Below are 26,661 nucleotides of genomic sequence, written 5' to 3' on the forward strand. Positions count from 1 at the left end.
GCGCCTGCTGAGCCGCCCCCGGGGCCCGCGGGCGGGCGGGGGGGGGGGGGGGGCCCCGGCCCCCCCCCCCCCCGCCGCGGGGGTCGTCAGCTCTCGAAGGTGGCGGCCAGGGCCTCCGCCAGGCCCGGTACGAGGTCGGAGCCGGTCAGGACCTCGGTGGCGGTGTCCTTGGACCGCAGCCTGATGGCCGACTCGCGGGCCCCGTTGCGCAGCACGGCGACCGTCATCCGCACCTCCTGGCGCTCGGGGTGCTCGGCGACCCACTTCGCGAGCTTGGCGTCGTTCAGCCCTTCGGGGATCGCCGCCTCCGCGGACGGCGGCAGCATCAGCCGCTCCACCGTCATGGCGCAGCCGGAGATCACATCCGGCCAGGCGATGGTGGCGAGAAACTCGTCCAGGGCCTTGCCGTCGGGCAGCTCGTCCTGCTCCACCGGGGTCAGCGCCCCGGCGTTCTTCTCCGCGAGTCCCAGCTGGTCGGCCAGGCCCGGTTCCTGTGTACGCAGGCGTGCGGTGTCGACCAGGGCGAACAGCCGCGCGGGCCGGTCCCAGCCGAGACCGGACGCGTATTCGTCGATCTCCAGTACGGCACGGGTCAGCGGGCTCGCCGCGAGAGGTGCTCCATCGGTCGCAATGTTGGACATGGTCAATATCCTGCCTGTTCCCAGGCCAAAATCGGGAACCGAGTAAAGCGTGAATAAGTTGCACCAGTGGGGGTCCGACCCGGGACGCCCGTAGACACCGACACTTCGAGGTGTGCACCTTGGTATTCCAGATGCCGGATCGCGGCGGAGGTCCGACCGGGCCGCGGATCAGACTCGGCCGTCCGTCCCGGCGTACGCGAACGCTCCTGATGACGCTGGGCGCGCTGATCGTGCTCGCCATCGCGTTCGTCATGTTCGCGGGCTTCTGGACGGACTGGCTCTGGTACCGCTCGGTCCACTACTCGTCGGTCTTCAAGACCACCCTGTGGACGAAGATCGGCCTGTTCTTCACCTTCGGCCTGCTGATGGCCGCGGCCGTCGGCGTCAACATCTTCCTGGCGCACCGGCTCCGGCCGCCGCTCAGCGCGATGTCGCTGGAGCAGCAGAGCCTCGACCGGTACCGCATGGGCATCGCGCCCTACAAGAAGTGGGTGCTGCTCGCCGTCTGTGCGATGGTCGGCCTGATCGCCGGCGGCTCGGCGTCCGGCCAGTGGCGCACGTGGCTGCTGTACACCAACGCCACGCAGTTCGGCACGAAGGATCCGCAGTTCCACAAGGACGTGGCGTTCTACGCCTTCGACCTGCCCTGGTACCGCTTCCTGCTGAGCTTCGGCTTCGCGGCCGTGGTGCTCGGCCTGGTGGCGGCCGCGCTGGTGCACTACCTGTACGGCGGCCTGCGGATCACGTCGCCCGGCGGGCGCGCCACGGCGGCGGCCACCGGCCACCTGTCGGTGCTGCTGGGGCTCTTCGTGTCCCTCAAGGCCGTCGCGTACTGGCTGGACCGGTACGGCCTGGCGGTGAAGTCGAGCGACTTCAAGGCCACCAGCAACTGGACCGGCCTGCGCTACGTGGACGCGAACGCGTACCTGCCGGCGAAGAACATCCTCTTCGCCATCGCGATCATCTGCGCGCTGCTGTTCTTCGCGACGCTGTGGCGCCGCACGTGGTCGCTGCCGATGATCGGCTTCGGCCTGATGGTGCTCTCGGCGATCCTGATCGGCGGGCTGTACCCGGCGATCGTGCAGAAGTTCCAGGTGCAGCCGAACGAGGCCGCCAAGGAAGCGCCGTACATCCAGAAGAACATCGACGCCACGCGCGAGGCCTACGGGATCGGGGACAGCAAGGTGTCCCCGTACCCGGGGGCGCCCGCCAACCCGAACAAGGACATCCTGCGGGCCGACGCCAACACCACGGCGAGCGTGCGCCTGCTGGACCCGAACGTGGTCTCGCCGACCTTCCAGCAGCTGCAGCAGACCCGCGGCTACTACGCCTTCCCGTCCACGCTCGACGTCGACCGGTACACGACCGACAAGAAGGAGCAGGACACGGTCGTCGGCCTGCGCGAGCTGAACGTCAACGGCATCCCCGAGAACAACTGGATCAACGACCACTTCAAGTACACCCACGGCTACGGCATGGTCGCCGCCAAGGGGACGAACGCGCTGGCGGACGGTTCGCCGGACTTCACCGAGAAGGACCTGCCGGCCACCGGCACCCTTCCCGAGTACGAGCAGCGGATCTACTACGGCGAGCAGACCAAGCAGTACTCGATCGTCGGCGGTCCGACGAAGGAGATCGACTACACCGACGGCGGCGGTGAGAAGGCGTTCACCTACACCGGCAAGAGCGGGGTCGGGCTGGACAACCCGATCACCCGCGCCGCGTACGCGGTGAGCTTCGGCGAGCCGCAGATCCTGTACTCGGGGGCGATCGGCAAGGGCTCCAAGGTGCTCTACAACCGGACGCCCAAGGAGCGGGTCGAGGCCGTCGCGCCGTGGCTCACCATCGACGGCGACCCGTACCCGTCGGTCGTCGACGGCCGCGTGCAGTGGATCGTGGACGCCTACACGACCACCAACGGCTATCCGTACGCCTCCCGCACCACGCTGGGGGACACCACGGCCGACTCGCTGACCGACGGCCAGCGGACGGTGCTCGCGCAGCAGAACCAGGTCAACTACATCCGCAACTCGGTCAAGGCGACCGTGGACGCGTACACCGGTGACGTCAGCCTGTACCAGTGGGACGCCAAGGACCCGGTGCTGAAGACCTGGATGAAGGCGTTCCCCGGCACGGTCAAGGACAAGAGCGAGATCAGTCCCGACCTGATGGCGCACCTGCGGTACCCGCAGGACCTGTTCAAGGTCCAGCGGCAGCTGCTGACCCGCTACCACGTGACCCTCGCGTCGACGTTCTACAGCGGCAGCGAGGTGTGGCAGGTCCCGGACGACCCGGCGGCGAAGACCGGCAAGGCGGTGCCGCCGTACTACCTGAGCCTGAAGATGCCGGACCAGCCCGCGCAGTCGTTCTCGCTGACGACCACGTTCACGCCCAACGGGCGGGACAACCTCAGCGCGTTCATGGCGGTCGACGCCGACGCGACGAGCAAGGACTACGGCGCGATCAGGATGCTGCAGCTGCCACCGAACACCACGGTGGACGGGCCCAAACAGGTGCAGAGCAAGCTCAACTCCGACAACAAGGTCGCGCCGCAGATCAACCTGCTCAAACGCGGGGGCGACTCGACGGTCGAGTACGGCAACCTGCTCACGGTGCCGCTCAACGGCGGCCTGCTGTACGTGGAGCCGGTGTACGTCCGGGGCGCGGGCACCAACTACCCGCTGCTGAGGAAGGTCCTGGTGACCTACGGGAACCAGATCGGCTTCCAGGACACCCTGGAGGCGGCGCTGAACGAGGTGTTCAGCAGCCAGGGGACCACCACCCCGCCGCCGGGCACCGGGCAGCCCACGCAGCCGACGCCGGACCCGACGGTCGCCGCGGCCCTGCAGGAGGCGCAGAAGGCGCTCGACGCGAGTCAGGCGGCGATGAAGGCCGGTGACTGGGCCAAGTACGGCGAGGCGCAGAAGCAGCTCGCTGCGGCCCTGCAGAAGGCCGTGGCGGCGGAGCAGAAGGCAGCAAAGAAGGGCTGATCAGACACACCTCGCGTCGTGGTACGGTTGCGACACAACGGCGCGGGGTGGAGCAGCTCGGTAGCTCGCTGGGCTCATAACCCAGAGGTCGCAGGTTCAAATCCTGTCCCCGCTACTGCAGAAGAGGCTCGGAGTCAATAGACTCCGGGCCTCTTCACTTATATGGGGGACGCTCAGAGCTATACGTTTGGTAAGGCGTCAAGTCGGGAAGTCGACAAAACGCTGAAGTGACCAATTGGGTTGCGGTATACCAGGTGTACGGCGGTAACGGGTGGTGCGACGATGGACCTTATGGGGGATGGTGCAAGGCTGCTGAATACTCGTCAGATCCATGATCGCGGGTCGGCGGGTGATACGTCGACGTCCGCTTCCAGGCTGGTGCCCGCGGTCACCGGTCTGCTGCCCGCGCCGCGCTCCGAGTCGCTCCCCGTCGCCAGGTCCGATGCCAGGAACGAGCCGTCCGATCTGCCCGAGGCCTCGGAGGCCGCCGAACTCGCCGACGAGGAGAGCCTCGCCGTCCGCGAGGAGGCCGAGATCGAGATCCGGCACCGCCGCGCCGCCGACCACGGGGACCCCGCCGCCATGAGCGCGCTGGGCACCCTGCTGCTGCGCCGGGGCGACCTCGACGCCGCCGAGCCGTACCTGCGCGCCGCGACCGCCAACGGCGACCGCGCGGCCGCCAACAACCTCGCCCTGCTGCTGCACCAGCGCGGCTACCCGGAGGAGGCGGCCAACTGGTGGCGGATCGCCGCCGTCGCGGGTTCCGCGCCGGCCGCGCACGCCCTGGGCCGGCACTACCGCGAGCGCGGCGACGAGCCCGGCGCCGAGTACTGGCTGCGCCAGGCCGCCGAGTCGGGCCACACGCTGGGCGCGTACGCCCTGGCCGACCTGCTGGACCACCGGCGCGACGTCGGTGCCGAGCGCTGGTTCCGCGTCGCCGCCGAGCACGGCCATCGCGAGGCCTCGTACCGCATCGCGCGCATCTGCGCCGAGCGCGGCGAGGAGCGCGAGGCCGAGCAGTGGTACCGGCAGGCCGCCGCGCGCCGGCACCGCCGCGCCGCGCTGCGCCTCGGCACGCTCCTGGAGGAGCGCGGCGAGACCAAGGAGGCCGGCCACTGGTACCTCACCGCGGCCCGTGACGGCGAGGCGCGCGCCGCCTGCGCGCTCGCCTTCCTGCTGCGCGACGCCGGCGACCTGGACTCCGCCGCCACGTGGTGGCGGCGCGCCGCCCAGGCGGGCGACGGCAACGCCGCCAACGCGCTCGGCGCGCTGCACGCCGAGGAGGGCGAGACGCAGACGGCCGAGCGCTGGTACCGCAGCGCCCTGGCCGCCGGCGACGTCAACGGCGCGTTCAACCTCGGCCTGCTCTGCGCCGGCCAGGGCCGCACCGCCCAGGCCGAGCAGTGGTACCGCAAGGCCGCGTACGCCGGACACCGCGAGGCCTCGAACGCGCTCGCCGTGCTGCTGCTGCAGCGCGGCGACGCGGCCGGCGCCGAGCCCTGGTTCTCCAAGGCGGCCGAGGCCGGCAGCGTCGACGCCGCCTTCAACCTCGGGATCCTGCACGCCAACCGGGGCGACGAGGCGGCCGCCCGCCGCTGGTACGAGCGGGCCGCCGCGGCCGGCCACACCGAGGCCGCGCTCCAGGTCGCCATCGTGCTGCTGCGCGAGGGCGAGCACCACGGCGCCGAGCGCCACCTGCGGTGCGCCGCGGGCGGCGGCAGCCCCGAGGCGGCCTTCCGGCTCGGCGCGCTGCTGGACCGGGCGGACACCGACGAGGCCGAGGAGGAGGCCGAGGAGTGGTACGGCCGTGCCGCCCGGCAGGGGCACCGCCGGGCGCAGGTGCGGCTCGGCATGTGCGCCGCCAAGCGCGGTGACGTCGTGGACGCGGCGCACTGGTACCGCGAGGCCGCCGAGGCGGGCAGCCGCAACGGCGCGTTCAACCTCGGGCTGCTGCTGGCCCGCGAGGGCAGCGAGCCGGAGGCCGCCCTGTGGTGGACCCGTGCCGCCGACGCCGGTCACGGCCGCGCCGCGCTGCGGATGGCGCTGCTGGCCGCCCGGCACGGCGAGCTGGCCGAGGCCCAGGGCTGGTGCGCGCGGGCGGTCGAGTGCGGCCCCGCCGAGGTCGCGGAGCGTGCCGCGCGCCTGACCGACGCCCTGAAGCAGGAGCTCACGGCGTAGCAGGGCGCCGGGCGCCCCCGCCCGTCCGTCCGGAACTGATTTGCACCGCTCAGCGCCGCTGGTCTACAGTGAGGACACAACGACGCGGGGTGGAGCAGCTCGGTAGCTCGCTGGGCTCATAACCCAGAGGTCGCAGGTTCAAATCCTGTCCCCGCTACTTCGGTACGAAGGCCCGGCTCCTGAGAAATCAGGAGCCGGGCCTTCGTCATTCCCCCAGGTGTGCGCCCTGAGGTGCCCCGGATCGTTCCGGACGGGTAGCAGCTCGGACATCGTTCGGGCAAAAGCGTGCAAACAGCCTTGGAAGCTCTCCCCGCCCGCGCGATCCTGGTCCCCTACGCGGTGCGAGGAGGCGGGGTTGCTGCGCGGACGGTTGGGGCGGACCGTGCTGCGCCGGCGGGACGGGTCGGCACCGGCCGCGGTGCTGGACGCGGAGCGCTGGAGCGGGCTGTGCGAGGCGGCCGTGTCCGGCCGCCCGGAGGCCGTCGGGGCGCTGCTGGACGCCCTGCGGGCCACCGCGGACGGCGGCCTCCCGTACGACCGCGCGGCGGCCCTCGACGCGCTGCTGCGGTCGCCCCCCGAACTGCTGCCCCGGCTGGACCGCGGCGCGCGGGCCCACGGGGGTGCGGCCCCGCTGCCGCGTCCCGGCGCCGCTGATCCGCTGCGGCTGCTGCTCGCCTCGCTGGACCGCGACGGCCGTGTCCGGCAGGCCGCCGTGGAGGCGCTGGCGGGGGTCGGCGGGCCGCTGGCCGCCGCGGCGCTGGCGCTGCGCACCGTCGACTGGGTGCCCGCGGTGCGGGAGTGCGCCGCGGCCGCGCTGCCCGCGCGGACCGCTCCCGACGAGGTCGCGGCCGCGCTGCGGCTGCTGCTGCGGCTGCGCGGCAGGCGCCGGGCGGGCGGCCTGGCCGGGTACCGCGCGGTGCTCGCGGAGCCGGGGCACCGGCGTGCGGTGCGGGCGCTGGCCGCCGACGGCGACCTGCGGACCCGCCGCTTCGGCATGGAACTGGCCCTGGAGCTGGGGGAGTACGTACGCGGCGACCTGCTGCGGGCCGCCCTGCACGACCGGGACCAGGTCTGTCGGCGGCTGTGCGCGGAACGGCTGCTGGAGATCGATCCGGAGCAGGCGGGGCAGCTGATGGGGGCGCGCGGCGCGGTGGTGCGGGAACTGGCGGTGGCCGCGCTGCCCGCGGACGTGCCGGCCGCCCGCCTGGTGCCGGTGCTCGCCGACCCGGCCCGGATGGTGCGGGCGCAGGCGCGCTGGCAGCTGTACCGGCGCGGTGAGCCGCCGGCCCGGGTCTACCGCAGGCAGCTCGGCCGCTGCGCGCCCGGCACCCCGGCGGGGCTGGTGGCCGGCCTGCTGGTGGGGCTGGGGGAGTGCGGGGACGCGGCGGACGTCCCGCTGCTGCTGCGCTTCGCCGAGCCGGGGCCGCCCGAGCGGCCGGCGCGGGTGCGGCGCTGCGCCGTGCGGGCGGTGGGGCGGCTGGCTCCCGCGAACGATCTGGTGCGGCTGCTCGCGCCGCTGGCGCTCGACCCCGACGCGGGGGTGGCCAGGGAGGTGTTCGACGCGCTGGCGCGGGTGGCCGCGCAGGTGCCCGCCGAGACGGTCTGGGTCGGCAGGACCCGGACGGAGCCCGCGGTGCGCAGGGCGGCCGAGCGGCTCGCGCCGGACGCGGCGGCCGGCTCCGTCAGGCGCAGTCGGGGCACAGACCGCGGAAGGTGACCTCGACCTCGGCGACGGTGAAGCCGTAGCGCTCGGCCGCGGGCAGGCTCGCCAGCGGGTCGCCCGCGGGGTGCACGTCGCGGATGGTGCCGCAGCGCGAGCAGATCAGGTGCTGGTGCGGCCGGTGCGCGTTCGGGTCGTACCGCTTGGCGCGGCCGTCCGTCGCCACCTCGATGACCTCGCCGAGGGTCACCATCTCGCCCAGCGTGTTGTAGACGGTCGCCCGGGAGATCTCCGGCAGCCGGGCGGCGGCGCGGGCGTGCACCTCGTCGGCGGTCAGATGGACGTGCTCGCCGTCGAGGACCTCGGCCACCACCCGCCGCTGGGCGGTCAGCCGCCAGCCGCGTTCGCGCAGTCGTCCCAGTAGGTCACTCATACCGATGAGCTTAACAGTCATGAGTCCGGATCCCGAAGGAGTCCGGTGATGGTTCTCTTCTTGACTTGGACTCTGTCTATCGTAGGATCGATTCCGACGGACAGGTCGATCAGGATCCAGGGAGACGCACGTGACGGTTCAGGAAACGGGCCCGCTGACCACCGAGGCCGGCGCGCCGGTGGCGGACAACCAGAACAGCCAGACGGCGGGGCCGGGCGGCCCGGTGCTGATCCAGGACCAGTCGCTGCTGGAGAAGCTCGCGCACTTCAACCGGGAGCGCATACCGGAGCGCGTCGTGCACGCCCGTGGCGCCGGCGCCTACGGCACCTTCACGCTGACGCGCGACGTCTCGCAGTGGACGCGGGCGGCGTTCCTCTCCGAGGTCGGCAAGCAGACCGAGACCTTCCTGCGGTTCTCCACCGTGGCGGGCAACCTCGGCTCCGCGGACGCGGTCCGCGACCCGCGCGGTTTCGCGCTGAAGTTCTACACCGAGGACGGCAACTACGACCTCGTCGGGAACAACACCCCGGTGTTCTTCATCAAGGACGCCATCAAGTTCCCCGACTTCATCCACACCCAGAAGCGCGACCCGTACACCGGCTCCCAGGAGGCGGACAACGTATGGGACTTCTGGGGCCTGAGTCCGGAGTCCACGCACCAGGTGACCTGGCTCTTCGGCGACCGCGGCATCCCGGCCTCGTTCCGGAACATGAACGGCTACGGCTCGCACACCTACCAGTGGAACAACGCGGCCGGCGAGGTCTTCTGGGTCAAGTACCACTTCAAGACCGACCAGGGCATCAAGAACCTGACCACGGCCGAGGCCAACCAGCTCTCGGGCATGGACCCGGACTCCCACCAGCGCGACCTGCGCGAGTCCATCGAGCGCGGCGAGTTCCCGTCCTGGACGGTGCAGGTCCAGGTGATGCCGGCGGCCGACGCGGCGGGCTACCGCTTCAACCCGTTCGACCTCACCAAGGTGTGGCCGCACGCGGACTACCCGCCGATCGAGATCGGCCGCCTCGAGCTCAACCGCAACCCGGAGAACATCTTCGCCGAGGTCGAGCAGTCGATCTTCTCCCCGGCGCACTTCGTGCCCGGCGTCGGCCCGTCGCCCGACAAGATGCTGCAGGGCCGGCTGTTCGCGTACGGCGACGCCCACCGCTACCGCGTCGGCATCAACGCCGACCACCTGCCGGTGAACCGGCCGCACGCCACGGTGGCGCGCACCAACAGCCGTGACGGCTACCTGTACGACGGCCGCCACAAGGGTGCCAAGAACTACGAGCCGAACAGCTTCGGCGGCCCGCAGCAGACCAACGTGCCGCTGTGGCAGCCGCTGCCGGTCACCGGTACCGACGCCGCCTCCGAGGCGCCCACGCACGCCGAGGACAACGACTTCGTGCAGGCCGGCAACCTCTACCGCTCGCTGTCCGAGGACGAGAAGGAGCGCCTGGTCGACAACCTGGCGCAGTTCATCGCCAAGGTGTCGCGCGACGACATCGCCGAGCGCGCGGTGAACAACTTCCGCCAGGCGGACCCCGACTACGGCAAGCGGCTGGAAGCCGCGGTCCAGGCCCTCCGCGGCTGACCGGACGCCTGCCGTACAACCGAAGAGGCCGGACGCCATGGGGCTCCGGCCTCTTCGCTGTCCGGGGCCGGGTTCAGCCGGCCATGGCTTCCTGGGCCGCGGGGGCGGCCCGGGACGGGGTCCAGCAGCGGATGATGTCGCGGACCGACACGATGCCGACCGGGTCGCGGCCGTCCAGCACGATCAGGTGCCGGAAGCCGCCGTGCACCATGGCGGACGCGGCGTCCTCCAGGGTCCATTCGGGCGTCGCGAAGACGACGTCGGTGGTGGTGTGGTCGTGGGCGGTCTCGACGTCCGGGTCCAGGCCCGCGCCGACGGCGTTGAGGATGTCGCGTTCGGTGAGGATGCCGAGTCCCCAGGTGTCGGAGTCGAGGACGACGGCCGCGCCGATCCTCCGGGCGGCCATCAGGCCGGCTGCCTGGCGCAGGGTGTGGGCGGGTCCGATGGTCAGGACGACGGTGCTCATGGCGTCTCGGACGAGCATGGGCTACCCCTAGAGAATGCGTTCACAAGTTCACAAGCTCGGGCATTCTCATGTTCACATGCTCCGACCCGCGCAGCAAGGGGAGGTACCGGGCGGGTTCGCTCAGCCCGTGCGTCCGAGGTAGCCGAGCAACTCCTCGTGCAGGAGCCCGTTCGAGGCCGCCGCGTTGGTGCCGAACGGGCCTGGCTCGCCGTCCAGGCTGGTGTACCGGCCGCCGGCCTCCTGGACGATGACGGCGGGTGCCGCCATGTCCCACAGGCTCAGCTCCGGCTCGGCGCAGATGTCGACCGAGCCCTCGGCGACCATCATGTACGGCCAGAAATCGCCGTAGCCGCGGGTGCGCCAGCAGTTCCTGGACAGGTGCAGGAAGCCGTCGAGCCGGCCCTGCTCCTCCCAGCCGCTGAGCGAGGAGTACGCGAAGGACGCGTCGTCCAGCTTGTTGATCTTCGACACCTGCAGCCGCGTGGCGGCCGACAGGCTGCGCCCGGTGTACGCCCCCCGGCCCTTGGAGGCCCACCAGCGCCGCCCGAGCGCCGGCGCGGAGACCACGCCCACCACACCCTCGTCGCCGTGCTCGCCGCTCACCACCAGGGAGATGAGGGTGGCCCAGACCGGCACCCCGCGCACGTAGTTCTTGGTGCCGTCGATCGGGTCGACGATCCAGCGGCGCGGGCCGTTGCCGTGGCTGCCGTACTCCTCGCCGAGCACCGCGTCCCGGGGCCGGGCCCGGCCCAACTGGCTGCGGATCAGCTCCTCCGCCGCCTTGTCGGCCTCGCTCACCGGCGTCATGTCGGGCTTGGTCTCCACCTTGAGGTCCAGAGCCTTGAAGCGCTCCATGGTGGTGGCGTCGGCGGCATCCGCGAGGATGTGGGCGAGGCGCAGGTCGTCGTTGAAGTCGGGCATAACGCGAACAGTAGCGATCGCAACCGGCCGAGGTCACGCGGAGAGTGCGCGGAGCCTTGACAGGGGTCAGCGGCGCGTCAATTCTTTGCCCACGGCCGCTGTCCGGGACATATGCGGGGCCTTGGAGGCAACCAATGCCTACTGCGCGGGAAGCATTACTGGACGCGGCTCTGGCCGCACTGGGTGCCCGGCCCTGGGCGGCGGTGCGGATGGTGGACGTCGCCGTGTCGGCCGGGGTGTCCCGGCAGACCCTCTACAACGAGTTCAGCAGCAAGGAAGGCCTCGCCCGCGCGCTCGCGCGACGCGAGGCCGACACGTTTCTGGCCGGGGTGGAGAACGCGCTGGCGGAAGCGGAGCGGCACGGCGCCGACGCGGGCGACTGCTTCGCCGCCGCGACGGCCTGGACGCTGCACAGCGCGCGCCGCAGCCCGCTGGTCCGCGCCACGCTGACGGGCTGCCGCAGCGAGCGGCTGCCGGCCGCGGCGGTCGCCGGGATCCCGGTCCAGCGCTCGCCGCATCCGGGGCGGGCCGCGGCGCCGCCCGCTCCGGGGGCGCGCCACCCGGCGGACGGGGCGCCGCCGTCGCCCGCCGAGCTCGTCACCGAGATCCGCAACCGGGCCGTCGGCGCTCTCGAACACGGCTACCCGAAGCTGGATCTGGCCGACATCGGCTGGGCCTGCGAGGTCGCGGTCCGGCAGACGCTCGCCTACGTCGTGGCCCCTTCGGCCTCCGACGAGGACGCCTGCCTTCAGGTCGCCCGGCTGGTGCGCGGACTGCTGGCGCGCGGCTGGTAGGCCCCGGCCCAGCCCCGCAGGGTCCCGAGCGGGGCGCCCGGCGTCAGTGCGAGGAGCCGGAGAGCTGCAGGCCGATGACGCCCGCCAGGACCAGGACGATCGAGACGATCTTGAGCGTCGAGACGATGTCACCGAGGAAGACCATGCCGTAGATCGCGGTCCCCGAGGCGCCGATCCCGGTCCACACCGCGTACGCGGGGCCGACGTCCAGCTTGCGCAGGGACAGGGTGAGCAGGCCGAAGCTCCCCAGGGCGAAGACCGCGAAGGCGATCGTCGGCCACAGGCGGGTGAACCCGTGGGAGAGCTTGAGACAGACCGCGAAGCCGGTCTCCAGGATGCCTGCGACCACCACGAGCAGCCATGCCATCCGAGGTGCCTCCCGTTCCGTCGCCGTGCCCGCCGTCCGCGGCGCTGCTGTCGGACTGATGGATCATCACACAGCATGCCCAGAAATGGCGGCAACGCTCCTGGGACGGAACGGCAAACGGGCGAACGGACGAAAGAAGCCCCGGAGGGCGCCGCGGATCAGTCGCCCTCGCGGCGTTCCCGGGTCGCGAGCAGCCGGCGCAGCGAGTCCAGCCGGGCCGGGTCGGCGTGCCCCGCGGCGACCCACGCGTCCAGCGCGCACTCGGGCTCGTCGTGGCTGCAGCCGCGCGGGCACCCCTCGGTCCCGGCCACCAGTTCGGGGAAGGCGAGGATGACGCGCGACGGGTCGATGTGGTGCAGCCCGAAGGAGCGCACGCCCGGCGTGTCCACGACCCAGCCGTCGTCGCCGGGCAGCGGGAGCGCCAGCGCGGACGTGGTGGTGTGCCGGCCGCGGCCGGTGACGGCGTTGACGATGCCGGTGGCGCGCTGCCGCTCGACCAGCGCGTTCACCAGGGTCGTCTTGCCGACGCCGCTGTGCCCGACGAAGGCGGTGATACGGCCCTTGAGGCGCTCGCGGACCGCGTCCACCCCGCCGGTCAGGAAGTTGTCGCGGTTGGTGACCACGTAGGCCACGCCGAGCGTCGCGTAGGTCTCCAGCAGCTTGTCCGGCGAGGCCAGGTCGGACTTGGTGAGCACGAGCAGCGGCTCCAGGCCCGCGTCGTACGCCGCCACCAGACATCGGTCGATCATGCGGGGGCGCGGCTCGGGGTCGGCCAGCGCGGTGACGATCGCGAGCTGGTCGGCGTTGGCCACGACCACCCGCTCGTACGGGTCGTCGTCGTCGGCGGTGCGGCGCAGCACGGACTTGCGCGGCTCGACGCGCACGATCCGCGCCAGGGTGTCCTTGTCGCCGGACAGGTCGCCGACGACCGCCACCCGGTCGCCCACCACGGCGCTCTTGCGGCCCAGCTCGCGGGCCTTCATCGCGACGATGGTCCGGTCGCCGATCAGGACGTGCAGCCGGCCGCGGTCCACGGTCAGGACCATGCCCTCGGCCGCGTCCTCGTGCTTGGGCCGGATGTTGGTGCGGGGGCGGTTGCCCTTGGTGTTGGGGCGGACGCGGATGTCGTCCTCGTCGGGGTTCTTGCCGTAGCGACGCATGGCGCGGTCAGCCCCGCCCCGCCGTGACGGAGGAGGCGCCGAGCATGTCGGCCCACAGCTCCGGGAACTCCGGCAGCGTCTTGGCGGTGGTGGCGACGTTCTCCACCTGGACGCCGGGGACGGCCAGGCCGAGCACGGCCGCCGCCGTCGCCAGCCGGTGGTCGTCGTAGGTGTGGAAGACCCCGCCGTGCAGCGCCCTGGGCCGGATGCGCAGGCCGTCCTCGGTCTCGGTGGCGTCGCCGCCCAGACCGTTGATCTCGGCGACGAGGGCCGCGAGGCGGTCCGTCTCGTGCAGCCGCAGGTGCGCGACCCCGGACAGCACGGACTGTGAGTCGGCCAGCGCGGCGACCGCCGCGATGACGGGCGTCAGCTCGCCGACCTCGTGCAGGTCCGCGGTGATCCCCAGGATCCGCCCGGTGCCGGTGAACGTCAGCCCCTGCTCGGTCAGCTCGCAGGCACCGCCCATCCGGGTGAAGATCTCCCGCAGTGCCTCGCCCGGTTGGGTGGTCCGCTCGGGCCAGTCCGGCACGGTGACCCGGCCGCCGGTGACCAGCGCCGCCGCGAGGAACGGCGCCGCGTTCGACAGGTCGGGCTCCACCGTCAGGTCCCGCCCGAGCAGCGCGCTCGGCGCGACCCGCCACACGTTCGGCTCGCCGCCGTCCTGCGGGGCGTCGACCTTCGCGCCCGCGAGCCGCAGCATGTCGATCGTCATGCGGATGTGGGGGAGGGAGGGGAGCGTGCGGCCGGTGTGCCGCAGCTCCAGGCCCTGGTTGAAGCGCGGCCCGGACAGCAGCAGCGCGCTCACGAACTGCGAGGACGACGAGGCGTCGACCTCCACCTTCCCGCCGGACAGCGAGCCGGCGCCCTGCACGGTCAGCGGCATCGCGCCGCGTCCCTCGTCGTCGATCCGGGCGCCCAGCGTGCGCAGCGCGTCGATGACGCCCTGCAGCGGCCGCTCGTAGGCGCGCGGGTCGCCCTCGAAGCGGACCGGGCCGTCGGCCAGCGTGGCGACCGGCGGCAGGAAGCGCATGACGGTGCCGGCGTTGCCGACGTCGACCCGGGCCGGGCCGTACAGGCCGGCCGGGATGACCCGCCAGACCTCGCCGCCGCCGACGGTGTTCACCTGCTCGTCGATCTGCACGCCCATGGCGCGCAGCGCGTCCGCCATCAGCACGGTGTCGCGGCTGCGCAGCGGGCGGCGGATCCAGCCGGGCTCCGACGCGTGCGCGGCGAGCACCAGGGCGCGGTTGGTGACCGATTTGGATCCGGGCACCGTGACCGTCGCGTCGACGGGGCCGGGGGCGACGGGGGCGGGCCAGAGAGCGGTGCGCGGGGAACTGTCGGTCATGGGAGCCAAGCCTAGTGGCTGACGGCGGCCCCGCCCCGGGTGCGGAGGCCGCGCGCAAGGCCTTCGGGGGCCGTACCGGGCCCGGTACGGGCCCCGCGCGGAGTCACAGCCCGAGCAGCCAGCGGCCCCCGCCGACGAGCGAGCAGACGGCCGTCGCGTAGAAGAGCAGCAGCCACAGCCCCACCGGCGTGTGCGTCAGCCGGCCCAGCTGGTCCGCGTCCGAGGTGTTGGACCGTTCGCGTCTGCGGGTGCGCTGCAGCTCGAAGACCGGGCGCGAGCCGCCGAGCAGCAGGAACCACACGACGAGGTAGGCGAAGGCCGCCTGCACCTGCGGCCCGGTCAGCCAGGACACCAGCAGGAACGCGGCGCCGGTGACCAGGACCGTGAGCGCCCCGTACGCGTTGCGGATCATGACCAGCATCGCCAGCAGCAGCGCCGTCGCCCCCCACAGCAGCGCCGTGATGTGCCCGGCGGCCAGCAGCGCGGCCCCGGCCAGGCCCAGCAGCGGCGGCGCGGTGTACCCGGCGGCGGCCGTCAGCACCATGCCGAGCCCGGAGGGCTTGCCGCGCGAGACGGTCAGCCCCGAGGTGTCCGAGTGCAGCCTGATGCCCTCCAGGCTGCGGCCGGTCAGCAGCGCGAGCAGCCCGTGGCCGCCCTCGTGCGCGATCGTGATCGCGTTGCGGCTCAGCCGCCAGACGCCGTCGGGCAGCACGGCGGCCAGGGCTATCAGGGCCGCCCCGCCGACCAGCCAGGCCGACGGATCGGGCTGCGTGCCGATCACGCGGTCCCACAGTTCGGTGAAGCTCTTGATATCCATCGTTCCCCTGCAACGAGCGGTGCGGTGTCGGAGTGCCGTGGCAGTCTGGCACTCATGTGCGGTCGATATGCGGCGAGCCGGCAACCCGAGGACCTGGCGGCTCTGTTCGAGGTGCGGCAGCAGGCCCCGGAGGAGGAGTGGGCGCCGAACTGGAACGTGGCGCCGACGGCCTCGGTGCACGTCGTGCTGGAGCGCCCGGTGAAGGGCGCGCCGAGCCCGGAGCCGGTGCGGCAGCTGCGGCGGCTGCGCTGGGGGCTCGTGCCGTCCTGGGCGAAGACACCGGACGTCGGCGTGAAGATGATCAACGCGCGGGCGGAGACGGTGCACGAGAAGCCGTCCTTCCGCCGCCCCTTCAGCGCCCGCCGCTGCCTCGTACCCGCCGACGGGTACTACGAGTGGCTGACCGCGCACGACGAGCGCCAGTTGGAGGAGCAGGGGAAGAAGAAGCGGGCGCGCAAGCAGCCGTACTTCGTGACCCCCGCGGACGGCTCGGTGATGGCGATGGCCGGGCTGTACGAGTTCTGGCGGGACCGGACGCTGCCCGACGACCACCCGCAGGCCTGGTGGTCCACCTGCACCGTGATCACGACGGAGGCGGAGCGGACCCCGCCGGCCGGCTTCACCGGCGAGGGCCCCGCCAGCCTGGCCGACATCCACCCCCGGATGCCGCTGGTGCTGACGCCGGACCGCTGGGACGCCTGGCTGGATCCGGCCACCACCGACCCCGAGGAGATACGCGGCCTGCTGGTGCCGCCGCCGGCCGGATCGATGCGGGTGTATCCGGTGGGCACGGAGGTCAGCAACGTCAGGAACAACGGGCCGCGGCTGACCGACGCGCTGGCCGCTCCCGAGGAGGAGACCCTTTTCTGACCGGGACCGGCAGGATGGGGCGGGTGATCGACACACCGGCGGGCGAGGCCCGCGTGACGTGGTACGACGGCGGACGCGGCGCGCGGGCGGTCCTCGCGCTGGGGCACGGCGCCGGGGGCGGCATCGAGGCGCGCGACCTGGTCGCCCTGGCCGCCGCGCTGCCGCCCCTGGGGGTGACCGTGGCGCTGGTGGAGCAGCCGTGGCGGGTCGCCGGGAAGAAGGTGGCGCCCGCGCCCAAGACGCTGGACGTGGCCTGGCGCGCGCTGTGGCCCGTCCTGGCCGGGCGCGGCCTGCCGGTGGTCGCGGGCGGCCGCAGCGCCGGGGCGCGGGTGGCCTGCCGGACCGCCGTGGAGCTGGGGGCGGTCGCCGTGCTGGCGCTGTCGTTCCCGCTGCACCCGCCGGGCCGGCCGGAGAAGTCGCGGGCCGCCGAGCTGCTGGGGGCAGGTGTCCCCACTCTGGTGGTGCAGGGCGGCCGGGATCCTTTCGGGCCGCCGGAGGAGTTCCCCGCCGGGACAAAGATCGTCGCGGTGCCGTACGCGGACCACGGCTTCGCCGTGCCCAAGAAGGCCGATCTCTCCCAGGAGGAGGCACTCGGCGTGATCACGGAGGGTGTCGGCGGCTGGCTGGCCGGACTCGGACACACGTCTGTTCGCACACAGGCGCGGCAACGGCGGGAATGACCGCTGAGGCGCATGCGTTGTCCGGATCACCGGTACGAAAACGCAGAGTGAGGAAGGCCGCCGCATGGTTTCAGCCGCATGCCAGCCACGCGCGAACGCGAAGGCGAAGGCACCCTACCTGGACTGGGCCCAGTGGCCTGCGACAGGCGGCAGGACCGGCACGCCCGGCACGCCGATCTCCAGCGGGATATCCTCCGAACCGAGCGGGTCCGGCTTCGGCCCCGTGACCGTTTTGGAGGAGGTGGTTCCGGTCACCGGCACCGACGACGGCACCGCGGGTGCTGCGGGCACGGCCGGCGAGGAAGCACAGGAGAGCTCCGCGGAGCGCAACGAGCGTTTCGAGCGCGACGCCCTCACTTTCCTCGACCAGATGTACTCGGCCGCGCTGCGGATGACCCGCAACCCCGCGGACGCCGAGGACCTGGTGCAGGAGACGTACGCGAAGGCGTACGCGTCCTTCCACCAGTTCCGCGAGGGCACCAACCTCAAGGCGTGGCTCTACCGCATCCTCACCAACAGCTTCATCAACTCCTACCGCAAGAAGCAGCGCGAGCCGCTGCGCAGCGGGTCGGAGGAGATCGAGGACTGGCAGCTCGCACGCGCCGAGTCGCACATGTCGACCGGCCTGCGTTCGGCCGAGTCCCAGGCGCTCGACCACCTGCCGGACTCCGACGTGAAGTCGGCGCTGCAGGCGATCCCCGAGGAGTTCCGCATCGCGGTCTATCTCGCGGATGTCGAGGGCTTTGCGTACAAGGAGATCGCCGACATCATGGGGACACCCATCGGCACGGTGATGTCCCGACTGCACCGCGGGCGGCGCCAGCTGCGCTCGATGCTCGAGGACTACGCCCGTGAGCGCGGGCTCGTCCCGGCCGGCGCGGGAGACGAGAAGGGCTCAGGGACATGAGCTGCGGCAACGCACACGAGACGGACTGCTCCGAGGTGCTCGACCACCTCTACGAGTACCTCGACGAGGAGATGTCCGACGACGCCTGCGCCAAGTTCAGGGAGCACTTCGACGAGTGCCACCCCTGCTTGGAGAAGTACGGCCTCGAGCAGGCGGTGAAGAAGCTCGTCAAGCGCTGCTGCGGCAGCGACGACGTCCCCACCGACCTCCGGTCGAAGGTCATGATGCGGATCGAGCTGATCCGCTCCGGCGAGATCGCCCCGGTGCCGGAGCAGGCACCCGAGATCATCGCCGGGAGCGGGGCCGAAGCTCACCCGTAGGGGTGACGGTCGGCGGCGTCAATCCGCTCAAACCGCACATCGGTCTCCCGCCCGACGGGCGCGGCCCTATTCTCCGAGGACTCATCGGGGGCTGAGCCGCGCCCGTCTCGGGCACTGGGAGGCAGGGTGCTGGGTTCGAGGATCCTGTCGGGCCGCTCGACGGCCGCGGCCGGCGCCCTGCGGTCGAAAGTCGGCGTGAGCCTGCGGACGCTGCCGCCGGCCGCCCGCGGCTGGGTCGCGGTGGTCCTGCTCGCCGCCGCCCTGTGCGCGGCCCCCGCGCTCGACACCCGTACGCCCTGGACCACGGTCGCGGTGCTCGCCGTCCTCTACGCGGTCTGCGAGCTCGGCTTCCTGCCCGCGGGAGGCGGGAGCCCGTCGGCCGCCCGCCGCGACCCCGGGGGCGAGGCGCCGGCCGGGATCGGCTCGTTCTACCCGGTGCTGCTCGCCGCGGCGCTGATGCTGCCGCCGTCCGCCGCCGCGCTCGTCGCCCTGCCGGGGTCGATGGTCGGCCGGGTCGCGCGCAGCCCCCGGTGGCTGCGGCGCTGCTGGCGCGCCGGGCAGCTCGCCGTCGCCACCTTCGCGGCGGGCCACGCGCAGCGGCTGCTGGACGGCGAACGCGCCCTGCGCGACCTCGACTTCCCGTACCTGCTGCTGCCGGCCGCCGCGGCGGCGCTCACCTTCTGCGTGGTCGCCACCACCCTCGTCGGAGGCGTGCTCGTCACCGCCGAGCGCTGCCCGCCGCGCGCCGCCTGGGGCACCCCGCTGCTGGGCTCGATCGCCCCGCACCTGACCTACGGGATGGTCGGGCTGATGATGGCGGCGCTGTGGCGCGGCTCGTACGGGGCCTTCGCCGCCGTCCTGGTGCTGCTTCCCATGTACATCGCCTGCTGGGTCTTCGCGCAGGTCCACCGCGAGCACACCGCCCACCGGGCGACCGTCCGGGCCCTGGTGCAGGCCGTCGAGATCAAGGACCGCTACACGCGCGGCCACAGCGAGCGCGTCGGCCGCGCCTCGGTGTTCATCGCCCGCGAGCTGGGGATGGCCGAGGACCGGGTGGACGCGCTGCGCTTCGCCGGGATCCTGCACGACATCGGCAAGATCGGCGTCCCCACCCGGCTGCTGCGCAAGAACGGCCCGCTCACCCCGGAGGAGCGCCGGGTGATCGAGCTGCACCCGGAGTACGGCCACGAGGTGGTGCGCGGCATCGCGTTCCTCGGCGAGGCCCGCGCCGCGATCCTGCACCACCACGAGCGGATGGACGGCAGCGGCTACCCCTTCGGGCTGACCGGCGAGCAGATCCCCCAGTTCGCCCGGGTCGTCGCCGTCGCCGACGCCTTCGACGCGATGACCTCCACCCGCAGCTACCGCCGGGCCAGGGGCGTCGGCGAGGCGCTGGACGAGCTGCGCCGCTGCTCGGGGACGCACTTCGACCCCGCCATGGTCGCCGGCCTCGTCAGCGCGCTCGACCGGCACGTCTGGACCCCCACCGCGACGGCCGACCCGTCCGACCTGCCCCTGCCCGGCGGGCCCGGCCTGCCGCCGCCGCGCCCCGGGGGCCGCCCCGCCACGGCTCCCGCGCCGGACCACCGCCCGTGACGGCGCTCCGCGACGAGCCGGCGCCCCGGCCACCCCGATGGCCCCGCGCCCGCGGCACGGCCGGCTCCCGCCCGCCCGCCGTCGTGGGGGCGGTCTACGCGGCCACCGCGCTGCTCACCGCCGTGGCGATCGGCTGGACGGTGTGGGCCGGCGTCACCGAGCCGGCGAGCGCCGCCGCCTTCGCCGCGCTGATCGCGGTGGGGGAGGCGACCCGGATCCCGCTGCCCGGCGACCGCGAGGCGACGCCGCTGGCCACCGCGGGGGCGCTGGCGTACGCGCTGCTCGGCGAGGCGGACGGCAGCCGGACCTCGCACGGAGTGCTGCAGGTCACCGCGGTCGTCGTGGTGGCCGCCGCGCTCGGCCGGCTCGCCCGTACGGCGGCCTGCCCCCGCACGGCCGCCTCCCGCGCCGAGGGCGCCGCCGACCCGCGCGCCCTGGACGACGCCGCCCGCCGCGTGCTCGCCGTGGCCTTCGCCGCCACCTGCTTCCAGCCGCTCTACAATTCCGGCCTGCTGCGGCGGTTCCTCGACCCCGGCCCGCTCTACGCGCTGTTCCTGTTCGCGCTGCTGGCGCTCACCGCCCTGTGCGACGCCGTCCTGGCCGCCACCCTCGCCACCGCCAGGACGGGGCACCCCTTCGCGCCCGTGCTGCGCGACGAGGTGCGGGCGCTGGCCACCATCGGGTCCGCGGTCTGCGCCGGCGGGGTCGTGATGGCCCTGGCGGTCGGCGTCGCCGGACTCTGGGCGCTGCCCGTCTTCAGCCTCCCGCTGCTCCTCACCCAGGTCTCGCTCCGCCGCCACGCCGCGATCCGGGCCACCTACCGGCAGACCATCGCCTCCCTCGCCCGCGCCACCGAGGTGGCCGGCTACACCCCGGCGGGCCACGCCCGCCGGGTGACCGCCCTCGGCCGGGAGGTCGGCCGGGAGCTGGGGATGGCCCAGCGCGAGCTGCTGCTGCTGGAGTACGCCGCCCTCATGCACGACATCGGCCAGCTCTCCCTCGTCGACCCCGTCCCCGGCGGCGCCACCGAGCCGCTCGCGCCCGAGGAGCAGCGCCGCATCGCGCTGCTGGGCGGTGTCGTGGTCCGGCAGACCGGTGTCCCCGCCGAGGTGGCCGTGATCGTGGAGCGCCAGGCCGACCCGTACCGCGAACAGCCCCTCGCCGGCCGTATCGTCCGCGCCGTCAACGCGTACGAGGACCTGACCGGCGGCACAGCGGCCCTGGACCGCCGTCTGGCGGCCGTGGAGCGGCTGCGGCTCTCCACCGCCAGGGACTACGATCCGGCCGTCGTGGACGCGCTGACCCGGGTTCTCGCCCGTGGCGGGGCGGGCCGGGCCCCGGCCGGGAACCGGAAGTCGATGAGCGGTGCTCGCGACCGACATGGTTGGATGCGGCTGGGGATGGCAAGGAGGAGTGGTGAGGACCGGAATCCGGGCTGAAGCCACGGCCGATATGTGGAAGGTTGTCACCGACCGGGGAGACAACCTGCGGGGGAACGGGAGCGTCGTCATGCTGGAGACCGTGGAGCGGGACATCCCGGTTCTCACCGAGATGCCGGGAATGGTCACCGGGCTGAAGGTGTCCGAGGAGGACGTGGTGCGGAAAGGCAACGTCCTGGCCGTGATCGGCTGAGCAGGCAGGCGGGAATCGTGAGGATCTTCGGCAGAGTGCGGCACCGGCCCTCCCCTACGTGGCGGCAGGCCACCGACCGCGCCTTCTCGCTCATCGGCGACGGGCGCTACGAGGACGCGGGAGCGCTGCTCACGCGTGCCGCCGACATGGAACCGTGGCTCTCGGAGTCCTGGTACAACCTCGCGCTGCTGCACAAGTTCCGCCACGACTGGGAGCAGGCCCGGACGGCCGGGCTGCGCGCCGTGGCGCTGCTGGACCGCGACTCCGGCGCCCCGGACTGGTGGAACCTCGGCATCGCGGCCACCGCGCTGCAGGACTGGCCGCTGGCCCGCCGCTCCTGGCAGGCGTACGGGCTGCGGCTGCCGTCCGGCTCCGCGGAGAGCGCCTCCGAGGAGGCGGTCCGCCTCGCGCTCGGCAGCGCCGCCGTGCGGCTGTCGCCCGAGGGCGAGGCCGAGGTCGTCTGGGGCCGGCGGCTGGACCCGGCGCGCATCGAGGTGCTGAGCATCCCGCTGCCGTCGTCCGGGCGGCGCTGGGGCGAGGTCGTCCTGCACGACGGCGTCCCGCACGGCGAGCGCGCCACCGCGGAGGGCTCCGCGAAGTCGGTCTACCCGGTCTTCGACGAGATCGAGCTGTGGGCGCCCTCGCCGGTGCCGACGTGGCTGGTCCTGCTGGAGGCCGCCACGGCCTCCGACCGGGACGCCCTGGAGCGGCTGGCCGCCGACGCGGGCTTCGCCGCCGAGGACTGGTCGTCGTCCGTGCGGCTGCTGTGCCGTACCTGTTCGGAGAGCCGGATGCCCACCGACGACGGCTCCGCGACCTCCCGGGACCCGCACGACCACGGGGAGCCGGGCCACCCGGGCCACCTCAGCCACCACAGCGCGGGCACCCTGTGGGTCCCCGAACGCGAGTGCGGCATAGCGGCACCCGCTGCGCTCGTACGGGGCCTTCTCGACAGCTGGATCGCGGACAGCCCGGACACCCGGGACTGGCGTGATCTGGAGGAGGTCTGCTGACCTCGCGCGGCCCCGTACGCTTGACGGGTCTATGACGGAATTGGGAAGGCGTACGGCGGAACATGTCGCAGCAGGAAACCGAGAAGCAGCAGGACCGGCACGTCCACGTCCACGATGACGCGTCGGAGTTCCTCGACGACGTCACGGACGCCGAGGCGCGCGAGCTGGCGTACCGCGAGCGCGGCACGGCCCGCCCGATCACCGTCGTGGGCAACCCGGTGCTCCACCGGGAGTGCCGCGACGTCACGGAGTTCGACGACGCGCTGGCCGCCCTCGTGGACGACATGTTCGCGAGCCAGAAGGCCGCCGAGGGGGTCGGCCTCGCCGCCAACCAGATCGGTGTCGACCTCAAGGTCTTCGTCTACGACTGCCCGGACGACGACGGCGTGCGCCACACCGGCGCCATCTGCAACCCCGTCCTGGACGAGATCCCCGCCGACCGGCGCGTGCTCGACGACTCCAACGAGGGCTGCCTGTCGGTGCCCGGCGCCTACATGGAGCTGGCCCGCCCGGACTACGCGATCGTCCGCGGCCTGGACCTGAAGGGCAACCCCATCGCCCTGGAGGGCACCGGCTACTTCGCCCGCTGCCTCCAGCACGAGACCGACCACCTGTACGGCCGGCTCTACATCGACCGCCTCTCCAAGCGCGACCGCAAGGACGTGCTGCGCCAGATGGAAGAGGCCACCCCGAAGTTCGCGACGGTCCCCAACGACTGACCGCCCGCGGGCGGCAGCACGCGTAAGGGCCCGGCTCCAGGAGCCGGGCCCTTACGCGTTGCCGGCGGGAGTCACCGGCGGTGGTGCCTAGAAGTCGTCGTCGAAGCCGACCGTGCCCTCGACCGCCACCTGGTAGGCGGAGGCGCGGCGCTCGAAGAAGTTGGTCAGTTCCTGGACGCCCTGCAGCTCCATGAAGGAGAAGGGGTTCTCCGAGCCGTAGACCGGCTTGATGCCGAGCCGGGCGAGGCGCTGGTCGGCGACGCACTGCAGGTACTCGCGCATCGACTCGGTGTTCATGCCCGGCAGGCCGTCACCGCACAGGTCGCGGCCGAACTGCAGTTCCGCCTCGACCGCCTCGCGGATCATGTCGGTGATCTGCTGGTCCAGCTCCGCGTCGAAGAGGTCCGGCTCCTCCTCGCGGACGGTGTCGACGAACGCGAACGCCGCGTCCATGTGGCCCGTCTCGTCGCGGAAGACCCAGTTGGTGCCGGTCGCCAGGCCGTGCAGCAGGCCCCGCGAGCGGAACCAGTACACGTAGGCGAAGGCGCCGTAGAAGAACAGCCCCTCGATGCAGGCCGCGAAGCAGATGAGGTTGAGCAGGAAGCGGCGGCGGTCGGCCTTTGTCTCCAGCCGGTCGATCTTCTCGACCGAGTCCATCCACTTGAAGCAGAACTGCGCCTTCTCGCGGATCGACGGGATGCTCTCGACCGCGTCGAACGCGGCGGCCCGGTCGTCCGGGTCGGGGAGGTAAGTGTCGAGCAGCGTCAGATAGAACTGGACGTGCACGGCCTCCTCGAAGAGCTGGCGGGACAGGTAGAGCCGCGCCTCGGGCGAGTTGATGTGCTTGTAGAGCGTCAGCACGAGGTTGTTGGAGACGATCGAGTCGCCGGTCGCGAAGAACGCGACGAGCCGGCCGATCATGTGCTGCTCACCCGGGGAGAGCTTGGCGAGGTCGGCGACGTCGGAGTGGAGGTCGACCTCCTCCACGGACCAGGTGTTCTTGATCGCGTTGTGGTAGCGCTCGTAGAACTCCGGGTAGCGCATGGGGCGCAGGGTCAGCTCGAAGCCCGGGTCCAGCAGGTGCTTCTCGTGGGTGGTGGTGTTGGGCATTACTGGCAGGCCTCGCAGGACTCGGGGTTTTCCAGGGAGCAGGCGACGGCGTCGTCGTCGGTCGTCTGCTGGAGGGGGATGGGCGCGGCCACCGGCGCCGCCGCGGCGGCGCGGGCGATCCGGGTGGCGGGCCGCGACCGCAGGTAGTACGTGGTCTTCAGGCCCTTCTTCCAGGCGTACGCGTACATCGAGCTGAGCTTGCCGATGGTGGGCGAGGCCATGAAGAGGTTCAGCGACTGGCTCTGGTCCAGGTACGGTGTGCGCGCCGCGGCCATGTCGATCAGGGCGCGCTGCGGCAGCTCCCAGGCGGTGCGGTACAGCGCCCGCACCTCGGCCGGGATCCAGCTGAAGCCCTCGACGGAGCCGTTGGAGTCGCGCAGCGCCTCGCGGGACTGCGCGTCCCACACGCCGAGCTCCTTGAGCTCGTTCACCAGGTAGGAGTTGACCTGGAGGAACTCGCCGGACAGCGTCTCGCGCTTGAAGAGGTTGGAGACCTGCGGCTCGATGCACTCGTAGACGCCCGCGATCGAGGCGATCGTCGCGGTCGGCGCGATGGCCAGCAGCAGGGAGTTGCGCATCCCGGTCCTCGCGATGCGGGCGCGCAGCGCCTCCCAGCGCTCGGGCCACAGCGAGTCGGCGGTGTCGTAGTGGTCCGGGTGCAGCACGCCCTGGGCGGTACGGGTCTGCTCCCAGGCCGGGTGCGGGCCGTGCCGCTCGGCGAGGCCGGCGGACGCCTCGTACGCGGCGAGCATGATCCGCTCGGAGATCCGGGTCGACAGGACCCGCGCCTCGGCGGAGTCGAACGGCAGCCGGAGCTTGAAGAAGACGTCCTGCAGGCCCATCAGGCCCAGGCCCACCGGTCGCCAGCGGGAGTTGGACGAGCCGGCCTGCTCGGTCGGGTAGAAGTTGATGTCCACGACGCGGTCGAGGAAGGTGACCGCGGTGCGGACCGTCGCGTCGAGCTTCTCCCAGTCCATCTCGCCGTCGGTGCCGAGGTGCTGCGAGAGGTTGACCGAGCCGAGGTTGCAGACGGCGGTCTCGCCGTCGTCAGAGACCTCCAGGATCTCGGTGCACAGGTTCGAGGAGTGCACGACGTTGCCCGGCAGCGCCGTCTGGTTGGCGGTGCGGTTGGCGGAGTCCTTGAAGTTCAGCCAGCCGTTGCCGGTCTGCGCGAGGGTGCGCATCATCCGGGCGTAGAGCTGGCGGGCCGGGATGGTCTTGATGGCCAGTCCGGCGGCTTCCGCCGTGCGGTAGGCCGCGTCGAAGTCGCCGCCCCACAGGTCGACCAGTTCGGGCACGTCGGCGGGGGAGAACAGCGACCAGTCGGTGTCGGCGTCCACCCGGCGCATGAACTCGTCGGGGATCCAGTGCGCGAGGTTGAGGTTGTGGGTGCGCCGGGCCTCCTCGCCGGTGTTGTCGCGCAGCTCCAGGAACTCCTCGATGTCGGCGTGCCACGTCTCCAGGTAGACGGCGGCGGCGCCCTTGCGCCGGCCGCCCTGGTTGACGGCGGCGACGGAGGCGTCGAGGGTGCGCAGGAACGGGACGATGCCGTTGGAGTGGCCGTTGGTGCCGCGGATCAGCGAGCCGCGGGAGCGGATCCGGCTGAACGGGATGCCGATGCCGCCGGCGTGCTTCGACAGCCGGGCGACCTGGTGGTAGCGGTCGTAGATCGAGTCCAGCTCGTCCAGCGGGGAGTCCAGCAGGTAGCAGGACGACATCTGCGGGTGCCGCGTGCCGGAGTTGAAGAGCGTGGGGGAGCTGGGGAGGTAGGAGAGCGTGCTGGTCAGCGCGTACAGCTCGCCGACCTCGACGAGGGCGCGCACCGAGTGGTCCTCGGCGAGACCGCAGGCGACGCGCAGCAGGAAGTGCTGCGGGGTCTCGATGACCTGGCGGGTGATCGGGTGCCGGAGCAGGTAGCGGCTGTGCAGGGTGCGCAGGCCGAAGTACTCCAGGCGGTCGTCGGCCGTGTCGTCGATCATCGCGTCCAGGCGGGCGGCGTGCAGCAGCACGAACTCGGCCGTGGCGTCGGCGATCAGGCCCTCGCGGTGCCCGACGGCGATGGAGGCGGAGAAGGAGACGGCGCCCTGCCCCGCCGCCTCGTCGGCGACGGCGCGGGCCAGCAGCCGGGCGGCGAGCCGGCTGTACTGGGGGTCCTCGGAGATGAGCCCGGCGGCGGCCTCGGTGGCCAGCGCCCGCAGTTCGGCCTCGTCCGATCCGGCGTTGCGGCCGCGGAGCGCCGCGGCGGCGACCCGGCCGGGGTCGGTGTCGGGGAGGTCGACGGTCAGTTCCGTCAGGGTGTGCAGCAGGACGGTTCCTGCTGAGGCGGGGGCTGCGGGCGCGATGGTCACGTTGGTGCTCTCTCCCTCGAACGCGGCGACGGCGTCACGGGGGAGGAGCAGGCGCGTTCGGGCACACCGCGTCAGGGCAGGGGTGTGCCGGGTCGCGTCC

General features: G+C 72.6%; 24 protein-coding genes and 2 tRNA genes. 16 read left to right on the top strand and 10 right to left on the bottom strand.

Annotated elements, in window-relative coordinates:
- Positions 1–86 precede the first annotated feature (86 nt).
- The gene (locus ABZ721_RS34890; RefSeq protein ID WP_358792810.1) at positions 87–641 is read right to left on the bottom strand and encodes a PPA1309 family protein; all 555 of its coding nucleotides are present in this window, start codon (positions 639–641) and stop codon (positions 87–89) included.
- 131 nt (positions 642–772) lie between these two features.
- Here ABZ721_RS34890 and ABZ721_RS34895 point away from each other — a divergent pair, with 131 nt between their 5' ends.
- From ABZ721_RS34895 to ABZ721_RS34915, 5 genes are all read left to right on the top strand, one after another.
- Positions 773–3,631, top strand: coding sequence for a UPF0182 family protein (locus tag ABZ721_RS34895; protein ID WP_358792811.1), 2,859 nt, complete (start codon positions 773–775; stop codon positions 3,629–3,631).
- A gap of 41 nt (positions 3,632–3,672) precedes the next feature.
- Positions 3,673–3,746: transfer RNA gene (locus ABZ721_RS34900), tRNA-Met, on the top strand.
- 176 nt (positions 3,747–3,922) lie between these two features.
- Positions 3,923–5,809, top strand: a complete 1,887-nt coding sequence (locus tag ABZ721_RS34905) for a tetratricopeptide repeat protein (protein ID WP_358792812.1) — start codon at positions 3,923–3,925, stop codon at positions 5,807–5,809.
- Between the two features lie 83 nt (positions 5,810–5,892).
- A tRNA-Met gene (locus tag ABZ721_RS34910) sits at positions 5,893–5,966 on the top strand.
- Between the two features lie 198 nt (positions 5,967–6,164).
- Positions 6,165–7,526 carry a hypothetical protein gene (locus ABZ721_RS34915; protein WP_358792813.1) on the top strand — a complete coding sequence of 454 codons (1,362 nt, stop codon included), beginning with the start codon at positions 6,165–6,167 and terminating at the stop codon, positions 7,524–7,526.
- Here ABZ721_RS34915 and ABZ721_RS34920 read toward each other — a convergent pair.
- Positions 7,492–7,902 carry a Fur family transcriptional regulator gene (locus ABZ721_RS34920; protein ID WP_358792814.1) on the bottom strand — a complete coding sequence of 137 codons (411 nt, stop codon included), beginning with the start codon at positions 7,900–7,902 and terminating at the stop codon, positions 7,492–7,494. The two genes, ABZ721_RS34915 and ABZ721_RS34920, sit on opposite strands and share 35 nt — an antisense overlap.
- Positions 7,903–8,032: 130 nt before the next feature.
- On the opposite strand from ABZ721_RS34920, the gene ABZ721_RS34925 reads away from it, so the two are divergent.
- The gene (locus ABZ721_RS34925; RefSeq protein ID WP_358792815.1) at positions 8,033–9,493 is read left to right on the top strand and encodes a catalase; all 1,461 of its coding nucleotides are present in this window, start codon (positions 8,033–8,035) and stop codon (positions 9,491–9,493) included.
- Between the two features lie 73 nt (positions 9,494–9,566).
- Here the strand turns inward: ABZ721_RS34925 and ABZ721_RS34930 are convergent, their stop codons facing one another.
- Positions 9,567–9,977: a CBS domain-containing protein gene (locus ABZ721_RS34930; protein WP_358792816.1), complete on the bottom strand. Its 411-nt coding sequence runs from the start codon at positions 9,975–9,977 to the stop codon at positions 9,567–9,569.
- A 102-nt stretch (positions 9,978–10,079) separates the two neighbouring features.
- A complete protein-coding gene (gene hisN, locus ABZ721_RS34935; protein WP_358792817.1) occupies positions 10,080–10,880 on the bottom strand; it encodes a histidinol-phosphatase in 801 nt (266 codons plus the stop codon).
- 134 nt (positions 10,881–11,014) lie between these two features.
- On the opposite strand from hisN, the gene ABZ721_RS34940 reads away from it, so the two are divergent.
- Positions 11,015–11,674: a helix-turn-helix domain-containing protein gene (locus ABZ721_RS34940; protein ID WP_358792818.1), complete on the top strand. Its 660-nt coding sequence runs from the start codon at positions 11,015–11,017 to the stop codon at positions 11,672–11,674.
- A 43-nt stretch (positions 11,675–11,717) separates the two neighbouring features.
- Here ABZ721_RS34940 and ABZ721_RS34945 read toward each other — a convergent pair whose 3' ends face one another.
- From ABZ721_RS34945 to ABZ721_RS34960, 4 genes are all read right to left on the bottom strand, one after another.
- Positions 11,718–12,041, bottom strand: coding sequence for a multidrug efflux SMR transporter (locus ABZ721_RS34945; protein WP_358792819.1), 324 nt, complete (start codon positions 12,039–12,041; stop codon positions 11,718–11,720).
- 158 nt (positions 12,042–12,199) lie between these two features.
- Positions 12,200–13,201, bottom strand: coding sequence for a ribosome small subunit-dependent GTPase A (gene rsgA / locus ABZ721_RS34950; protein ID WP_358792820.1), 1,002 nt, complete (start codon positions 13,199–13,201; stop codon positions 12,200–12,202).
- A gap of 7 nt (positions 13,202–13,208) precedes the next feature.
- Entirely contained in the window at positions 13,209–14,549 is a 1,341-nt protein-coding gene (gene aroA / locus ABZ721_RS34955) for a 3-phosphoshikimate 1-carboxyvinyltransferase (protein ID WP_358792821.1), read from the bottom strand.
- A 103-nt stretch (positions 14,550–14,652) separates the two neighbouring features.
- Positions 14,653–15,366: a M50 family metallopeptidase gene (locus ABZ721_RS34960; RefSeq protein WP_358792822.1), complete on the bottom strand. Its 714-nt coding sequence runs from the start codon at positions 15,364–15,366 to the stop codon at positions 14,653–14,655.
- A gap of 54 nt (positions 15,367–15,420) precedes the next feature.
- On the opposite strand from ABZ721_RS34960, the gene ABZ721_RS34965 reads away from it, so the two are divergent.
- The 9 genes from ABZ721_RS34965 to def all read left to right on the top strand — a co-directional run bounded on the left by ABZ721_RS34965 (position 15,421) and on the right by def (position 23,103).
- Positions 15,421–16,236, top strand: coding sequence for an SOS response-associated peptidase (locus ABZ721_RS34965; RefSeq protein WP_358792823.1), 816 nt, complete (start codon positions 15,421–15,423; stop codon positions 16,234–16,236).
- A 14-nt stretch (positions 16,237–16,250) separates the two neighbouring features.
- A complete protein-coding gene (locus tag ABZ721_RS34970) occupies positions 16,251–16,916 on the top strand; it encodes an alpha/beta family hydrolase (protein WP_358792824.1) in 666 nt (221 codons plus the stop codon).
- A gap of 64 nt (positions 16,917–16,980) precedes the next feature.
- Complete coding sequence (locus ABZ721_RS34975; RefSeq protein ID WP_277440016.1) at positions 16,981–17,823, top strand: sigma-70 family RNA polymerase sigma factor; 843 nt, start codon at positions 16,981–16,983, stop codon at positions 17,821–17,823.
- On the top strand, positions 17,820–18,143 hold the full coding sequence (rsrA, locus tag ABZ721_RS34980; protein ID WP_358792825.1) for a mycothiol system anti-sigma-R factor: 324 nt from the start codon (positions 17,820–17,822) through the stop codon (positions 18,141–18,143). Before ABZ721_RS34975 ends, rsrA begins: the two co-directional genes overlap by 4 nt.
- A 201-nt stretch (positions 18,144–18,344) precedes the next feature.
- Positions 18,345–19,739: an HD-GYP domain-containing protein gene (locus tag ABZ721_RS34985; protein ID WP_358792853.1), complete on the top strand. Its 1,395-nt coding sequence runs from the start codon at positions 18,345–18,347 to the stop codon at positions 19,737–19,739.
- An 83-nt stretch (positions 19,740–19,822) separates the two neighbouring features.
- Positions 19,823–21,178 (top strand): HD domain-containing protein, encoded by a 1,356-nt coding sequence (locus tag ABZ721_RS34990; RefSeq protein WP_358792854.1) that lies wholly within the window; start codon positions 19,823–19,825, stop codon positions 21,176–21,178.
- Positions 21,179–21,248: 70 nt separating this feature from the next.
- Positions 21,249–21,371, top strand: coding sequence for a hypothetical protein (locus tag ABZ721_RS34995; protein ID WP_358792826.1), 123 nt, complete (start codon positions 21,249–21,251; stop codon positions 21,369–21,371).
- Between the two features lie 17 nt (positions 21,372–21,388).
- Positions 21,389–22,384: a hypothetical protein gene (locus tag ABZ721_RS35000; protein ID WP_358792827.1), complete on the top strand. Its 996-nt coding sequence runs from the start codon at positions 21,389–21,391 to the stop codon at positions 22,382–22,384.
- A 62-nt stretch (positions 22,385–22,446) separates the two neighbouring features.
- Positions 22,447–23,103 (top strand): peptide deformylase, encoded by a 657-nt coding sequence (gene def, locus ABZ721_RS35005; protein ID WP_358792828.1) that lies wholly within the window; start codon positions 22,447–22,449, stop codon positions 23,101–23,103.
- 87 nt (positions 23,104–23,190) lie between these two features.
- Here def and ABZ721_RS35010 read toward each other — a convergent pair whose 3' ends face one another.
- Together ABZ721_RS35010 and ABZ721_RS35015 are read right to left on the bottom strand one after the other, a co-directional pair.
- Positions 23,191–24,213, bottom strand: a complete 1,023-nt coding sequence (locus ABZ721_RS35010) for a ribonucleotide-diphosphate reductase subunit beta (protein ID WP_358792829.1) — start codon at positions 24,211–24,213, stop codon at positions 23,191–23,193.
- On the bottom strand, positions 24,213–26,561 hold the full coding sequence (locus tag ABZ721_RS35015) for a ribonucleoside-diphosphate reductase subunit alpha (RefSeq protein ID WP_358792830.1): 2,349 nt from the start codon (positions 26,559–26,561) through the stop codon (positions 24,213–24,215). Before ABZ721_RS35015 ends, ABZ721_RS35010 begins: the two co-directional genes overlap by 1 nt.
- Positions 26,562–26,661 lie beyond the last annotated feature (100 nt).

The sequence above is a fragment of the Streptomyces sp. NPDC006733 genome (genome assembly GCF_040636125.1).
In the GTDB taxonomy this organism is placed as follows: Bacteria; Actinomycetota; Actinomycetes; order Streptomycetales; family Streptomycetaceae; genus Actinacidiphila.